Genomic DNA, 16472 nt, shown 5'->3' with positions numbered 1-16472 from the left:
ATGTCATTTCCAAAAGACTTTTTATGGGGCGGTGCTGTAGCAGCAAATCAGTGGGAAGGCGCCTGGAATGTAGATGGAAGAGGCCCTGCAAAGACAGACGTTACTACAGGCGGTACAGTAAACACACCTAGATATATCACATACATTGACAAGGATGGCAATCCTGGAAAGGTAATGCAATTTGGTAAAATCCCAGAGGGTGCAAAATTTGCAGTTTTAGAGGATTACCACTATCCAAATCATAACGCAGTTGATGGCTACCATCACTACAAAGAGGATGTTGCCCTTATGGCAGAAATGGGATTTAAGCAGTTTAGAACTTCCATTTCATGGTCAAGACTTTATCCTACAGGTTTGGAAAAAGAGCCAAATAAAGAAGGAGTGGAATTCTACAGAAATCTTTTTACAGAGTTAAAGACACACGGAATTGAACCTCTTGTTACACTATGGCATTTTGATACACCTTTATATATAGAACAAAACCTAGGTGACTGGAAGAATCGCGACACAATCGAGCTTTTTGTTCGTTACGTAACAACCTGCTTCACAGAATTCAAAGGCTTAGTTCACAACTGGCTTACATTCAACGAAATCAACAATACAATCCAGTTCCTTGATATGATGGGCAACCCATCTGACAAGGACTTCCAGGATTCATATCAGCATCTACATTATCAGTTTGTTGCATCTGCAAAAGCAGTTCAGATAGGACATGCCATCGATCCAACAAACAGAATCGGCTGCATGATTTGTGGTATCACATGGTATCCTGCAACATGCGATCCTAACGACATACTTGCAAATCGTCATGCATGGGAGAGAAATATATTCTACTGTGGAGATGTTCAATGCAAAGGCGAATACGGCACATATGCAAAACGCCTTTGGAAAGAGCACAATGTAAATCTCGATATCACAGAAGAAGATTTGGCTGACCTCAAGAGAGGCACTGTTGATATGTACACATTCTCTTACTACATGTCACAGCTTGTAACTACACATGAGGTAAAGGAAAAGGTAGGCGGTAACTTCTCAGCTGGTGCAAAAAATGAGTATCTCCAGTACAGCGACTGGGGCTGGGCTACTGATGCAACAGGCTTACAGTACTACCTTGAAACAATCTATGACAGATATCAGATTCCACTTATGGTTGTAGAAAATGGACTTGGAGCATACGATACAATAGAGGCCGACGGAAGCATCCACGATGACTACCGAATCGACTACTATCGTCCACACATCCAGGCAATGTCAAACGCCATCGACAACGGCGTCGACCTAATCGGATACACAACCTGGGGCTGCATCGACGTAGTATCTGCCGGCACAGGTGAAATGCGCAAGCGCTACGGATTCATCTACGTAGACATGGACGACGAAGGCAATGGAACCATGGCCCGCAGCCGCAAAGACTCCTTCTTCTGGTACAAGAAAGTCATCGAAAGTAACGGCACCCACTTAGACTAGTAAAATGGCCGGGCTCCCCCACTGTGGTACGGGCGCTGGCACTGCAAGGGAGTGACGATTTCGCGAATATTATAGTTTTTCTTGGTACAAAAGGAGAACACACTGTGAGTGTCTTGTTGCGGGATGAACTTTTTCTGAATCTGTATAGGCTAGGACGGACACTTTTATATTTTATAATATGGATTTCCAAAGCTATGGTACCTTGGGTTCATATTACATTCGCAAAGTAGAACTAAAAAAGAGATATTTGTATGTATGAGCACCGTGGCACATTCAACGTCGTGTTTCAAGTGACCACTGCTGCCGCCGTCCTAGCGGCAGCTGCTCATCCATATCAAATATCTCTTTTTGTTCTACTAAGCTTATTCCAAAATCACCCAAAGGTATCCATAGTTTTTGAAATCCATATCCTAATCAAGAACTGTGTGTCCGTCCATAGACATACAGATTCAGAAAATGTACAGACCTGCAAAAGACACCACAAATTAGTGTGTTCTCCTTGTACCTTAGAAAAACATAATATTCATGCGATGTCACTCTCTTGCAGTGCCAGCGCCCGTACCACGGTGGGGGAGCCCGGCCCTATGAAAAAGTGAATAGTGGGTGCCGTTACTTTTTGGTGAAAAAAGAAGATGTTACGGGGGCGGGAGATGTGCTAGAATTATAGGCAAGAATAAGGGAGAAATTGTTAGGGAGATTGTATGCGAATTATTCATTGTGCAGACCTGCACTTAGACTCCAAGATGGAAAGCAATCTTGATAAAGACCAGGCACTTCTTAGACGTTCAGAGTTGATTGAGACATTTGAACGTATGGTAGAGTACGCTCTTGATAATCAGGTGCGTGCTATTCTTATTGCCGGAGATTTATTTGATAAAATCCACATTAGAAAAGAAGTTAAAAGAAGAGTTGTTGAGCAGATAGTAAATAATCCTCAGATTGAGTTTTATTATCTGAAGGGCAACCATGATAGATGCGATTTTATGGAAGAGGGTATAGATGAGATACCTTCTAATTTCCATATGTTTACAGATGATGGATGGACCAGCTATGAGCTTGATGATGTTGTGATTACTGGTATGGAGATTAACTCTACAAACGTTGCAACTATGGCTCAGCGTTTGGTGCTTGATTCTGCTAATACTAATATCGTTATGTTGCACGGGCAGCAGTCTGATTATGATGGCAGGGATGGTGCTGAAATCATCAATACCACTGCTTTGAAGGGCAAGTTTATTGATTATCTTGCTCTTGGTCATGTGCATAAGTACATTTATGAGCAATTGGATGATAGAGGAGTGTATTGCTATCCAGGATGTCTGGAGGGCCGTGGCTTCGATGAGACCGGAGATAAGGGCTTTGTACTGATGGAGATAAACGATGGTCAAATCACATCAGAGTTTATTCCTTTTGCTCTTAGAAGACTTCATGAGATTCAGGTAGAGGTTACAGCTGATATGTCATTGCAGGATACTGTGGCAAAGGCAAAAGAGCTGTTGGTCGATGTGGATGATCAGGACCTTATCAAGTTTGTTATTACTGGTGAGCGTGAGCTGGATGATGAGCTTGATATTGTGCGCTTCGTTCGCCTCTTTGAGAATAAATACTTCTTCGTAAAATGCTACGACAGAACAAAGACATTAGTTGATTATGATAGCTTCAAATATGACAAGAGCTTGAAGGGTGAATTCGTTCGACTTGTTCAGGCTCAGGATATGGATGAAGAGGAGAAAGCCAAGATTATCGAACTAGGAATTAGAGCCATTATGGGGGAGGATATTGAATGAAATTAGTATCATGCTATATTGCCCACTTTGGCAAGATTACAGAATTTAAATACGATTTTGATGAAGGTTTCAATCCAATACTTCAGGAAAATGGATGGGGAAAGACCACATTTTCAGTGTTCATCAAGGCCATGTTTTATGGATTGGAATATTCTCCCAATACCAAGAAAAAGCTTCTGGAAAGAAACCATTATCTTCCATGGGATGGTAGCCTGTGTGGAGGTAATATTGTCTTTACTGCAAAAGACCATAGATACCGAATTGAGCGTACCTTTGGCAAGACAGACAAGGATGACACATTTGCTCTTTACGATGATGTGACAGGGCTTTTATCAAACGACTACACTGAGAATATTGGTGAAGAACTGTTTCGAGTAGATAGGGATTCATTCGAGAAGAGCGTGTATATTCCACAGCTTTCTTTAGGAACAGGGATGACAGATTCTCTAAATGCAAAAATGGGAAATCTTACTGCTGCCAGAGACGACATCAGCAACTTTGATGTAGCGTTAAAGAGCGTAAAGGATGCACGTGTTGAATACACTAGAAATAGTAAAATCAACCCGGGCAAGCTTTACGGTGTAAAAAACGAAATAAACAAATGTAAGGAAGAATACGAAAAACTTCCAGCTATAGAGGAAAGCGTTGAGGCTATGAGTTGCCTGGTAGAAGAAAAGCAGGGCAGCCTTAATCAGCTCAATGCAGAGAAAGTAAAGCTAGCTGAGACAATTCAGCTTCAAAGTAAAAAGGAGCAGGAGCTTGGCGCATACAAGATTCATAAAGAAAACCTTGATAGCGAGCTAGGAAAGCTAGCTGAGCTGGAAGAATTCTTTAAATCAGGGCTTCCAAGTGATGACGAAATAGTCATGCTGGAGCAGACTGAGCGAGATTTGGCTGTTCACGAGCGTGCCCTTAGAGGATTATCAGAGGACAGAAGCAGAGAGACACCAGTTTTTGATAAGCCATTTACAGAGCGAATTCCAGACGATTCTGAGTTTGCTATGTGGAATAAAATGGCATCGAATCTTTCTGAGCTTCGTGCTAAGGCAGAGCACTCAAAACTATCAGAGGAATCCAACAAGCAGCTTACAGAGCTTAAGTTCTTCTTCGATAAAATGGAGCCTACCGACGAGCAGCTTTCTCATATAGAGCGCCAGACCACTTTGATTACTGGTCTTGAGGCAAGGGTGAGTCAAAGCAACGAGAGACTTATCGCCCTTAGAGCAGAGCAGGAAGCAAATGAAAAGCTCAACAAGAAAAATACAGTTAGTGTTTGGCATATTATCGGTACAATCTTCTTAGCTATTTTCATTATGACAGGGGTTGTGTTCAGCAATTATTTGACAGATGTAGTTGGAAGAATTGTAGAAATAGTGAGCTTTGTAGCTATCATTGTGGATGTGGTAATCCTTTCAATCAGTGGAAGACGTACTCACAAGAATAAAATGAAACAGGCTGCAGAATACGAGGAGCGTGTATCGGAAGAAGAGGATGCTCTTGAACTCAGCACATTAGAGCTTAGAGAATTACAGGAAGAGTGCTCAGAATTTCTGTCTCACTTCCTTCTTACCAGAGCTGATACCATGCAGGAAAATGTATACGAAATTCGTAGAAAGCTGGATCAGTATCGACATCTTCTCGAAGAAGAAAAATCAAGACATCAGGAAGCAGAAGGCACGCTTGATGAACTTGCAGATTTGCAGTTGGAGCTATACACAAAGATTCAGCCTTTTGCTACATGGTATGGAATCAATCTCTACGAAATGGGTGGAGAGTACGAATTCCTTGCTCAGCTCAAAAAGGATGCTGAAAAGTATGCAAAATATCTTGAGGAGCAGGAAGAGATAGACAGTCATGAAAGCTCTATCAAAACCATGACTGAGGATATCAACAGTATTCTTTCAAGATATCCGATTAATAAATCACTTGAGCGCCTTGAACAGATTCAAAGCATCAGCATTAAAAAACGTGCATACACTGCAATAAAAGAGCGTGTAGACAACCTCAAAGAAGAAATAGCCAAATTTGAGGAAATGTACGATGTGAATGAGCAGGTTCAGTCAGTGGATGATCTTCAGCAAAAGCAGAATATTTTGGATGAGCAGATTATGGAGCTCAACAGACAGATTATGCAGGAGAAAGATAATCTTGCACAGGCACTTGAGGATGTTGAAAGATTAAGCGATATTTCTGAGCAGATAGAACGTCTTGAGGTAAAGGAAAAGGAGTTCAAAAAGAACGCAGAGTTACTTACAAAGACAGAGGATTTCCTTCAAAGAGCCAGGGAGAGCTTTCAGTCAAAGTATATGCAACCACTTCAAAATGGACTTCATAAATATCTTAGCTTGATTAATGGTCCAGAGGCTACAAAGTCAGGCTATGCCATTGAAGACTTCGAGCTTGATATGGATTTAAATATAAAGCTGGCATACTCGGGAAGCACCAAAAGCGCGGAATACCTATCTCAAGGGTACCAGGATTTAGTAGCGCTTTGTTCCAGACTTGCTCTTGTTGACGTGCTTTATCCAGATGAGAAGCCAATTCTTATTTTAGATGATCCATTTACAAATCTTGATGACAAAAAAATAAAGGAGTCGTTAAAACTCCTTCATAAAATTGCCGACGAACGACAAACAGTATATTTCACATGCCACGACAGTAGAATATAAATTCTACAGTTGTGGACGTGTTTTATATTCCAAGTGACCATCACGGACCCACTCATGGATGATGCTTCGGTCGATACCAAACTCTTGAGCAACAATCATTTCGTTGACATCATAGTTTTCATTAATGAACTCTTTCACCTTTGGAAAGAGTTCTTTTTTCATGCATTCTTTGCACTGGTCATAAGGTGAGCTAAGTGGTATACGTCTACCACATTTAGAACAGTGTTTTACAGCAGGACCTTCATCATTCAAAAAAGAATATCGTGTATTACTCATACTTTATCCTCATAGTCCAATATGTTCTTTAAAGAAATCGCCTCTCTGCTCAAAATTCTTGAAGTGACCATAGCTTGCTGAAGCTGGAGAAAGAATAACAGCAGTACCCTTAGATGCGTTTTCTTTAACATAGGTACAAGCATCTGCAAGTTCTTCTATGTAGTGTACATGAGTCATGAACTCATCGTTTGTAGCTGCTTTAAGCTTTTCTAAAATAACTTTTCCGCTATCATACATTAAAATAATATGCTCTAAGCTTCGTGTCTGTAAGAAATCAACCAAAGGATCGTAATCAATACCTCTGTCCATTCCTCCGAGAAGAATTGTGCCAGCATTTGGAATGGCTTTAATTGCACTAATAGCAGATTCTACTGTTGTAGAGATTGAATCATCGTAGTAATCAACTCCATCTAAAGAACCGAGGAACTGTAAACGATGAGCCAAAGTTTTGAAAGAAGCTAATGCCTTCTTGAACTCATCATCGGTAATGTCATATCTTCTGCAGATATCGTAAACAAAGGCGGTATTGAAAAGATTGTGTGTACCGCGGAGTGTTACGCCTTCAATCTCGTCAAATGAGTTGAATGGCAAATCAGCAGATTTAACCTTGATAACAGTAGCTTTGCATTCACCGGGAGCTGGTAAAAACTCTGGATTGCAGAAAAGGAAATCGCAGTAGCCTTGATTTCTATAAATATTTTTCTTTGCGTTCCAATATTTTTCAACTGTTCCGTAATGATCCAGGTGGTCCTCATAAAGATTTAAAAGGATTGCCTTTGATGGTGAATAGTGAGCATATTCAAGCTGGTGGCAAGAAAGCTCAAATACAATAATAGTACGAGGATGAATCTGATCAGTGATATCGAAAATTGGTAATCCGATATTTCCTCCGAAGAGAACATCCTTATCACACTCCTTAAGTATATGATATAAAAGTGAAGATGTTGTGGATTTTCCCTTAGTTCCTGTAATTCCTATTGTCTGAGCACCATAAACCTGTAAAAACAGGTCGGCCTGGCAGGTAATATGGCAGCTGTATTCCTTAATATCCTTAGGAAGAACAATTCCTGGACTTTTGAAAACAACATCATATTCATCTAAGCAGTCAAGATAATTAGCACCTGTGATAACCTTGTGGCTTGCTGTTAAATCGGAACTAACAGCATTTGCATCGGCAATATCAAGCACCTGGTACCCGCCTACAGAGCTAATCATACGAAAGCTTGATTGTCCTTCTCGTCCATATCCTAGAATTAAAACTTTTTTGTCTTTGATTAAATTTCTAATTGTTTCTTTCATTATTAAGAGCGTCCTTGATTATTTTTTCAAAGTATTCATTTAAAGCATGTTCTGTTGAATATTGCTTTATATATTTTGCAAATGGAATAGCTGGAACAACAGCTTCATCCTGATAGTGCTTGAGTAGTACAGGAAGAGGCATTTGACGAGCCGCGTATTTGCTGATTGCTTCAGTGACAGATGCATTTACCTCGTCACGACTTCCGACACATTCAAATGGCTTTTCTGGAAGAATGCCGCAAAGCTTATCAAAATCTTCCATTAAGGTTTCATCCTCAAATAAGCGCTTTCCAAATATTGCATCCAATTCCTCAACTGAAAGATAAGGAGAAAGGATGATATAAACAAATAAGCACTTAGGGCAATGTCCGCACCAGATATCCTGCTTACTTCCTACATTACAGCTCTTGAAAATGCCATGGTATTTTTTGAAACGAGAAAACAGCATGGCAATCTGAAGCTCTGAAAGTGGACGAAGGAAGCTGAAATAAAATACACCAGAACCGATATAATTTTTTTCGTAGCTTCTAAAATCAGCTTCAAACTCGAAGCTTTTAGAATACTGATGGTTTACATAGCTGTTCAATACTGTGGACTCATTGGCACTTCCCTCATTTGAAAGAGCAACAAAGCTTAATCCGTTAAGGTATCCAGCGATAATGCTTGAAAAGGCAACCAAAGCAGAAAATGGTGTGTGACCGTTTAAGAACCCCTGCTTGTTTAAATCAAGCATGTTTTTATCTAAAGTACGCTTTGCGTAGATTGTATTGTCTGTGAGGTTTGCAACTTCAACAGTGGCGTCAGTGGCGCCTCGTGAATTAATAACATAGCAATTGATATCGGCATGTTCTTTGAGTAATTCAATAGAAACAACACTGTCCTTGCCGCCGCCTACAGGTATAAGAACCTTTGGTTTTTTATTAGCAGAAGCTGTAGGTATATCTACTGGGGCAAACTGGCGAGTAGTCTTGTCGCTTTCGCATTTAACTGTCATGAAGGCGTCAAAATCCTCATCAATTCCGTTTGTGTAGTAGAATTCACCAAGCCCATTAAAATAGAGCTTTTTCCACCAGCTAATCTGCTGGTCTGTAAGCTTTCTATCTTTAATAATAACGGTAGGAGGGCAAGCTATTTTCCAATAGCTAACAAGCTCAACCATACCAAGGGAAAATACCATATCATCAATAAGTGATTCGTCAATAGAATCTACAGCGTTGATGCGAGGTATGAACCAGGTTGGGTGAAACTCTGATAATCCATCAATTGAAAAATCAAAGGTCATGCTAATGCCTTCGTCATTTAAATCGTACGAATATCCCTGATAAGTAAAGGTAGGATAATCTAATCTGCATTTTTTATAAAAATCTGTTCTACTCATATAATTCCTTTGAAACATTCTATAAATCTTTTATAATCAAATATATAATATATCATAATACTTTAATAAAAAATAGTTAAGGAGACGTTATGCCACACGTTGGAGGACAGAAGTATAAAATTCTAAACGAATACCAAATCCTCATGAATGAAAGTGATGAGCAACACCAGATTAACGCTATCGAAATGACAAGACGTCTTGAGGCGAGAGGTATTTCGGCAGAGCGAAAAACGGTCTATAAAGACATGGCTACGCTTATGGAAGCCGGTGTTGATGTGGTAAAAGGGGACAAGGGCTATTACATAGGCTCACGAGTATTTGAGCTTGCGGAATTCAAACTACTTGTGGATGCGGTAGGTGCATCAAAGTTCATATCTCAAAAGAAAACAAAGGAACTTGTGGAAAAGATAACCACGCTGGCCAGTATGGATGAAGCTACTCAGTTGACTCGTCAGGTTGTTGTGCCAGAGAAAAGGTCCACAGGAAATGAAAAGATTTTCTATTCCATTGATGTGATTTACCAGTGCCTTGATAATAATAAAAAAATGTCTTTTAAATATCAGGACTGGACTCTCACGAAGGAGATGAGGCCTAGGCACGGTGGCAAAATTTATGTTGTAAGTCCTGCATTTCTTCTTAGAAATGATGAAAACTATTATCTTGTAGCATACGATGATGATAGCCAGCAGATAAGGCACTATCGCGTAGATAAAATAATATCTGCCGAGATGCTTGAAGAGGAAAGAAGCGGTGATAAACAGCGCGGTGCTCTTAATCCTCACGAATACGCAAAGCAACACATTAGTATGTTTGCAGGTGATGAAAGAGTGGTAACCATCAGATTTGATAAAAGACTGATTGGCGTTGTGCTGGATAAATTTGGTGCGGATATTGATATTCGAGCAGAAGGAGAAGATTTGGTTAGAGCTCGTATATCAGTTGCGGTTTCACCTCAATTGTACGGTTGGCTTACAGGAATAGGGGCAACGATATGTTTTCCGGAGGAGGAAGAAAGGAAGTTTAAGGATTATATAAAAGCAATAATAGATAAGTAGGGGGAGAATATCAATCGAAAGTGGATTGGGATAAAAACGAAATATTGATGGCGGAATAATTAAATATATCCGCCATCCACACCAATAATTTGCCCTGTCATGTATGATGGGGCTTTTATTATGCTAAGAACTGTCTTAGCAATTTCTTCGGGCTGGCAGAAACGGCCGATAGGAATTTCTTCAGCAAGTTCAGCTTTTTCATCGGCTGATAGCATTCCGTTCATATCTGTATCAACTACACCGCAAGTGATAGCGTTAACGGCGATATTGTTAGGTGCCAGTTCCTTGGCCAAAGCTTTTGTAAAGGAATTGACTCCACCTTTTGTAGCAGAATAAGCAACTTCGCAGCTGGCTCCAACGGTGCCCCACATAGAGCTGATATTAATAATATTTCCTGCCTTTTTATTAACCATTGAAGGAACCACAGCTTTTGCTGTGTAAAACAGTGGCGAAAGATTTGTGTTAACCATTGTGTTCCACTGGTCCACGGACATATCTGTTAATAAACCTATGTGAGCGATACCTGCATTGTTAACAAGTACATCTACCTGACCTAGTTTGGCAAGTGCATCCTTGCAAGAATCTATTACAAAGCTACTATCGGAAATATCACCTTGATAAGTGTATACCTCAACTTTATATTCATTTGTTAAATCTGAAGCTAATTGATTCAGCATTTCTATATTGTTATGACAAAACAATGCCAGATGATATCCTTCAGCAGCAAGGGCTACAGCAATGGCTTTTCCGATTCCTCGGCTGGCACCTGTGATAATTGCAGTTTTCTTCATAAATATACGCCTTTCCAATGTAATATCTGTGCTTAGTATAACACAATACGCCAGAGACTGTTGTATACACAATTAATAATTATTTAAGAAAGAATTCAGATAAAAGCCTTGAGAAAATAAAACACTATTGGTATAATTTTTACATGAAAAACTTCCTAGCAAATATAAAATTAGTGAATGTCACTAATCTGTTTTATAGTTTTTCAAATACGTCGCAAAGGTGGTAGACATCATGAAAACAACAATTACTGGAAAGAACATTGAGTTAACACAGGGATTAAAGGACGCAGTGGAGGAGCGTTTTAAGAAATTAGACAAATACTTCAATAAGGACACAGAAGCTATCGTTACTTTAGACGTAGAGAAAGGGCGTCAGAAAATAGAAGTTACTATTCCAATGAAAGGCTCTTATCTTAGAGCAGAGGAAGTTACTTCAGATATGTACGCTTCAATCGAAGCAGTTACAAACACATTAGAAGCTCAGTTAAAGAAACACAGAAATAAAATTATAGATAGGAAACAATCAGATTCTAGAACAATATTTGCACAGGATTTCATCGAGGAGAAGGATTCAGACGAAGAGACAATCCAGATTATCCGTAAGAAAACATTCGATATGAAACCAATGTATGCTGAGGATGCATGCCTTGAAATGGAAATGTTAGGACATGACTTCTTTATGTTCCGCAATGCAGATACTGATGAAATCAACGTCGTTTATAAGAGAAAAAATGGAGCTTACGGTTTAATTGAACCAGAGTTCTAAATTCGCAATTTTATAATAAAATTTTCAAGGATTTTTAACCTCCTGATTATATAATCTCCGCTTTGGGTAGAAAGATATATCAGGAGGTTATTTTTATGGTATTAAGGAATTTAGGAAGAAATATGCACAGCTACAGAAAGTCTAATGGTTGGAGTCAAGAAACCATGGCATGGAAACTGAAATGTGCACCTTCAACCCTTTCTGGAATAGAAACAGGTAAAACTTGTCCCAGTGTAAAAACTTTTGACAAAATATGCGTTGAATTAGAGGTAAATGGTGTTGACTATCATGAACTGACAATGGATGAGAACCTGGAATTTCAAAAAGTTAAGGAGGAACTTATTTCGGCCTTAAATACTAAGGGGAAAAAGACAATAGAGAAGAAATTAGAGAAGTTTAAGAAGTACATGGATCACGAAAACGAGGAGCATCAGAAATATGTGTTGCTCAGCGATTTGGTTTATATGTTGAAGAGTGGAATGGATAAAGAGGAGTTTATTGAAAGAATAGAGAAGTTATTCCCAACAAATCAAGAAATGGTAAAATCGGATATGCTGACAGGCCAGCATTTTACGAAACTAGAATATTTTGGTATTTATCTGAAAGCTAACGCACTTCTGGAGACGGGCTATTTGGAAAAAGCCCAGGAGCTGTATGAGTTATTGTTAAATAATGGTTTTAACGACAACACTGATTATTATAGAAAAAGATGTAATTCTGTTTCAGCTGGTTTAGCGAAATTGCTTATAGCAAAGCATGACTATATGAAAGCTGAAAAGTGTATTGGATATATTTTTTCAAAAGCTATAAAAAACATAGATGGAAGAGTGTTCTTCCAGGTTATGTGTCTGCAACAAGAATTGTTTAAAGAAAGGGGAAATACTGAGGGTGAGAAAATAATAAATGACTTCTTTGAAGCGGCGGCAGCTATGATAAATTATTTTAATAAGTATTACACCATAACAGACCAATAAAGTAGATAAATAAAAAAGTGGCTTTATATATTGAAAGAAAAAACGTATAATGTGGTTCGGAAAAAACATTTTTAAAGAGGATATATTATGGATATAGTAGTTTTAGCAGGCGGACTTAGCTCTGAGCGTGACGTATCTTTTAAATCTGGTTCAATGGTAGCAGAAGCACTTAGAGCCAGAGGACATAGAGCATTAGTACTTGATGTTTTCATGGGATATTCTGATGCAGAGTGTGATATCACAGATATTTTCGAGGATAGCATCAACAATTCAGTTAAGGTTGAAACTATCCCATCAGAGGCACCAGATATCAATGCAATCATCAAAAGCAGAGCAGATCAAAGCCCAAGCTTTTTCGGACCAAACGTTATAAAGATTTGTCAGAAGGCTGATATTGTATTTATGGCACTTCATGGCGGAGATGGAGAAAGCGGTAAGGTTCAGGCTGCCTTTGATTTATATGGAATCAAATATACAGGAAATGATTACATTTCAAGTGCCATAGCTATGGATAAGCAGATGACAAAGGAATTCTTCAACAGAGCAGGAGTTCCTACACCAGTTGGTACATCTCTTAAAAAGGCAAACAGAAAGGGATTCAAGTTTGATAAATTCCCTTGCATCGTTAAGCCAAACTGCGGTGGTTCTTCCATTGGAGTTACAATCGTAGAAAAGTCAGAGGATTTAGATGCAGCTTTAGATGCAGCATTTGAATGGGAAGATGAAGTTGTAATTGAGCAGTTCATTAAGGGACGTGAGTTCTCTGATGGTGTTATGGAAGGCAAGGCACTTCCTGTTATCGAAATCGCACCAAAGCAGGGATTCTACGATTACAAGAATAAATATGCAGCTGGTTCTGCAGTAGAGACATGCCCAGCAGATATTAGCGAGAAAGCTACTCAGGCCATGAAGAAATACGCCGAGATGGCATTCAAGGCACTTGGACTTACAACATATGCACGTATGGACTTTATGATGGATGAAGACGAAAACATCTACTGTCTTGAGGCAAACACACTTCCAGGAATGACACCAACAAGCTTACTTCCACAGGAAGCAAAGGTTATTGGAATGGATTTCGAAGATTTATGCGAGCATTTGATTAAGGTGTCTTTAAAGAAATACTAAGATATAGAAGTAAGAGTGATATTTATGAAAAACATGACATTGGCAAGGATTGCCGAAGTTACAAATGGAAAATTGGTTTTAGTACCAGGTTGTGAAGCAGCAAAAAATCAAGAAATTGCAGGAGCTGTAAATGATAATCGTAAGGTTGAAAAGGATTTCCTTTTCATTCCTATGGTTGGTGCTCGTGTAGATGGACATGATTTCATAGAGGATGCATTTTCAAAGGGTGCGTTAGCTTCATTGTCTGAAAAAGAGCTTGATAATCCTAGCGGACCATATATTCAGGTTCAGGATACAAAGCTTGCACTTAAGCAAATTGCAACAGCGTACAGAATGGAGCTTTCTATTCCAGTAGTTGGTGTTATTGGTAGTGTAGGAAAGACTAGCACAAAAGAAATGATTACATCAGTTCTTGAAACAAAGTTTTCTGTTTTAAAGACTGAGGGCAACTTCAACAACGAAATTGGTCTTCCACTTACAATCTGCAGAATAAGAGATAATCATCAGGTCGCAGTTGTTGAAATGGGAATATCTGATTTTGGAGAAATGCATCGTCTTGGCGATATTGCAAAGCCAGACATTGTTGTTATGACAAATATTGGCCAGTGTCATTTGGAATTTTTAAAGACTAGAGACGGTATTCTTCAGGCAAAGACAGAGGTATTTGAACACATGCCAAAGAATGGTCTTGTTATCCTTAATGGTGATGATGACAAGCTAATTAATGCCGACACACTTGGGCTTAGAAAGATTTTCTATGGTCTAAACGGTCAGCAAATCAATGCCACTGACGTAAAGCCAAATGGTCTTACTGGAACAGATGCTACTCTCAATATGGATGATGAACATATCGATGTTACAATTCCATTGCCAGGCAGCCATAACGTTATGAATGGTCTTGCAGCAGCAGCTGTTGGAAAAGAGCTTGGTCTTACAATTCAGGAGATTGCAAAAGGGTTATCAAAGGCTGAAACAATTGCCGGTAGAAACAACATTATCACTATTCGTGATATCAATATCATCGATGATTGCTACAATGCAAACCCTGTATCAATGAAGGCTTCTATAGAGGTCCTTGGAAAGGCTACAGGCAGAACAATTGCAGTCCTTGGTGATATGGGAGAGCTTGGACAGGATGAGCGCGAGCTTCATTATGAAATTGGACAGGCTTTAGAGGATAATCATATTGGATATGTATTCACTGTAGGAGATTTATCAGAAGAGATTAATAAATCATTATCTCAGAAGAATAGCTCTTGCATGGCTCATCATTATACTGATGTGGATGTTATGCTTGAGGATTTACTTCCTATCATCCGCGGTGGAGATACCATTTTAGTAAAGGCATCACACTTTATGAATTTTACAAAAGTAGTTGAAGCGTTAAAAGAAAGATTGGCATAAATATTAAAGGCACCTCATACGAGGTGCCTTTTGTTTTAGATTAATGTTGCGTCCTTTTTTAATTGATCCTCAAGAATTCCTCTAACGTATGCGCCAGGTTTCTTTTTGTTGTCGCCCTCAAGTGCTGTAGTGTCAATTGCAGGGCAGAAAGTAACGATAACGTGAGTTTTCTTTAAACGAGGAAGATGTGTCTCGAAAACTTCTCTTGTGTTTGTAAAAGCTACTGGTACGATAGGACAACCAGTTTTTGTAGCAATCTTAAAGCTTGCTTCGTGGAATTCAGCCATCTCGCCAGTCTTTGAACGAGTACCCTCAGGGAAAACAAACATTGAAATGCCAGATTTAATGTATTCCTGAGCTTTTATAATAAGCTTTAAATCCTGTCTAGGATCTGTTCTTGTAAGGAATAGGCAATAATTCATGTACATCCAAACATTTAAAAGTGGTACCTTTTCAAAAGTTTTCTTTGAAAGGAAACCAGTAACTGCTGGGCAAAGGTGATAACCAAGTACTACATCGAAAAAGCTTTGATGGTTACCAATGAAAAGTACTGCTTTGTCCTTTGGAATATTCTCAAGTCCTTTTACTTCGTATTTTACTCCGGCTAAGAATGCAACTACGCCAAATGCCCAAGCTACAATGTTGTAAGCAATTTTATCTTTGGCTGGTTTATTGAACAAACCTAAGATAAGAAGAATTAGCCAGATTGGAATACTGCAAATTAGGAATATAACAACGAAAGCTACTGTTATTATGGTTCTAATCATAGAGTCCTCCATATTTTGATGTATTATTCAGATATTTTCTCCGAATATTTATATTATAGAATAGCTAATATTAATTATCAATGTAGAGAAAATGAATAATTACTCATAAAAAGTGAATGGTATTAATAAACTATCAGTTATATCTAAATTTAATTTGGCTTAAAATGGTGATGATAGTAAGTGGTTCAGGAGTTTTTTATAATAATTATTCAAAATAACGGTCGTTCTTTTTGACAAAATTCACAAAAAGTGATAAAATGGCCCCAACGACATAAGAGTATATCATTAAATACTCAAATGCTAGAAAAGGGGGAGGACATCATGGAACGCGAGGACTTTGACAAAGTACGTGAATCGGTTAGATCGCAGTGCGGTAGTAGAGTTGTAATTCAGTTAGACAGAGGACGTAATAAGGTGGACATCCAGCAGGGTGTTATACAGGAGGCTTATCCTAGTGTATTCACTATCTTAGTTGACGACACAGAAACAAGCCCATCACAGTTACTTTCTTTCAGTTATACAGATATTATTACTAAAGAGATTCGCATGAAACTTTGCTAAGCTTGGCTTGCTAGTTACAACTAAATATGGATTTGGTAGGACCGTCGGATTATTCTGATATGTACCCTCTTTACTGGACAATAAAAAGTTCAGTAAGGAGGGTTATTTTTATGCGCTATAGTTATGAATTTAAAAGGAAGTGTATTGAAA

Annotated in this window: 14 protein-coding genes; 9 read left to right on the top strand and 5 right to left on the bottom strand. The window is 38.8% G+C overall.

The window, feature by feature from the left end; translation table 11 throughout:
• From CRN97_RS03600 to CRN97_RS03585, 3 genes are all read left to right on the top strand, one after another.
• The gene (locus tag CRN97_RS03600) at positions 1–1467 is read left to right on the top strand and encodes a glycoside hydrolase family 1 protein (RefSeq protein ID WP_097075901.1); all 1467 of its coding nucleotides are present in this window, start codon (positions 1–3) and stop codon (positions 1465–1467) included.
• A 701-nt stretch (positions 1468–2168) separates the two neighbouring features.
• Positions 2169–3254 (top strand): metallophosphoesterase family protein, encoded by a 1086-nt coding sequence (locus CRN97_RS03590; RefSeq protein WP_044936289.1) that lies wholly within the window; start codon positions 2169–2171, stop codon positions 3252–3254.
• The gene (locus tag CRN97_RS03585) at positions 3251–5923 is read left to right on the top strand and encodes an AAA family ATPase (protein ID WP_097075899.1); all 2673 of its coding nucleotides are present in this window, start codon (positions 3251–3253) and stop codon (positions 5921–5923) included. The genes CRN97_RS03590 and CRN97_RS03585 overlap by 4 nt, the downstream gene beginning before the upstream one ends.
• A 3-nt stretch (positions 5924–5926) precedes the next feature.
• Here the strand turns inward: CRN97_RS03585 and CRN97_RS03580 are convergent, their stop codons facing one another.
• From CRN97_RS03580 to CRN97_RS03570, 3 genes are read right to left on the bottom strand one after another with little or no spacing between them, the layout of a single operon-like run.
• Entirely contained in the window at positions 5927–6199 is a 273-nt protein-coding gene (locus CRN97_RS03580; protein WP_049960317.1) for a hypothetical protein, read from the bottom strand.
• Between the two features lie 9 nt (positions 6200–6208).
• Entirely contained in the window at positions 6209–7498 is a 1290-nt protein-coding gene (gene murD / locus CRN97_RS03575) for a UDP-N-acetylmuramoyl-L-alanine--D-glutamate ligase (protein ID WP_097075898.1), read from the bottom strand.
• Positions 7482–8876, bottom strand: coding sequence for a hypothetical protein (locus CRN97_RS03570; RefSeq protein ID WP_074792284.1), 1395 nt, complete (start codon positions 8874–8876; stop codon positions 7482–7484). Before CRN97_RS03570 ends, murD begins: the two co-directional genes overlap by 17 nt.
• 89 nt (positions 8877–8965) lie before the next feature.
• On the opposite strand from CRN97_RS03570, the gene CRN97_RS03565 reads away from it, so the two are divergent.
• A complete protein-coding gene (locus CRN97_RS03565; RefSeq protein ID WP_097075897.1) occupies positions 8966–9931 on the top strand; it encodes a helix-turn-helix transcriptional regulator in 966 nt (321 codons plus the stop codon).
• Between the two features lie 59 nt (positions 9932–9990).
• Here the strand turns inward: CRN97_RS03565 and ymfI are convergent, their stop codons facing one another.
• Entirely contained in the window at positions 9991–10722 is a 732-nt protein-coding gene (ymfI, locus tag CRN97_RS03560) for an elongation factor P 5-aminopentanone reductase (RefSeq protein WP_097075896.1), read from the bottom strand.
• Positions 10723–10954: 232 nt separating this feature from the next.
• On the opposite strand from ymfI, the gene hpf reads away from it, so the two are divergent.
• From hpf to CRN97_RS03540, 4 genes are all read left to right on the top strand, one after another.
• Complete coding sequence (gene hpf, locus CRN97_RS03555) at positions 10955–11488, top strand: ribosome hibernation-promoting factor, HPF/YfiA family (RefSeq protein WP_044936281.1); 534 nt, start codon at positions 10955–10957, stop codon at positions 11486–11488.
• A gap of 95 nt (positions 11489–11583) precedes the next feature.
• Entirely contained in the window at positions 11584–12462 is an 879-nt protein-coding gene (locus CRN97_RS03550) for a helix-turn-helix domain-containing protein (protein ID WP_097075895.1), read from the top strand.
• 87 nt (positions 12463–12549) lie between these two features.
• On the top strand, positions 12550–13590 hold the full coding sequence (locus tag CRN97_RS03545) for a D-alanine--D-alanine ligase family protein (RefSeq protein WP_097075894.1): 1041 nt from the start codon (positions 12550–12552) through the stop codon (positions 13588–13590).
• Between the two features lie 24 nt (positions 13591–13614).
• The gene (locus CRN97_RS03540; RefSeq protein WP_097075893.1) at positions 13615–14994 is read left to right on the top strand and encodes a UDP-N-acetylmuramoyl-tripeptide--D-alanyl-D-alanine ligase; all 1380 of its coding nucleotides are present in this window, start codon (positions 13615–13617) and stop codon (positions 14992–14994) included.
• 35 nt (positions 14995–15029) lie between these two features.
• On the opposite strand, the gene CRN97_RS03535 is transcribed toward CRN97_RS03540, so the two are convergent.
• Positions 15030–15761 (bottom strand): lysophospholipid acyltransferase family protein, encoded by a 732-nt coding sequence (locus tag CRN97_RS03535; RefSeq protein ID WP_179670669.1) that lies wholly within the window; start codon positions 15759–15761, stop codon positions 15030–15032.
• A gap of 321 nt (positions 15762–16082) precedes the next feature.
• Between CRN97_RS03535 and CRN97_RS03530 the strand changes: the two genes are divergently transcribed.
• Complete coding sequence (locus CRN97_RS03530; RefSeq protein ID WP_033152984.1) at positions 16083–16322, top strand: Veg family protein; 240 nt, start codon at positions 16083–16085, stop codon at positions 16320–16322.
• Positions 16323–16472: the final 150 nt, after the last annotated feature.

Source organism: Pseudobutyrivibrio ruminis DSM 9787, assembly GCF_900218035.1.
In the GTDB taxonomy this organism is placed as follows: domain Bacteria; phylum Bacillota; class Clostridia; order Lachnospirales; family Lachnospiraceae; genus Pseudobutyrivibrio; species Pseudobutyrivibrio ruminis.
The sequence above is the reverse complement of the archived record's forward strand: the minus strand, read 5'-3'. Positions and strand labels throughout refer to the sequence as shown.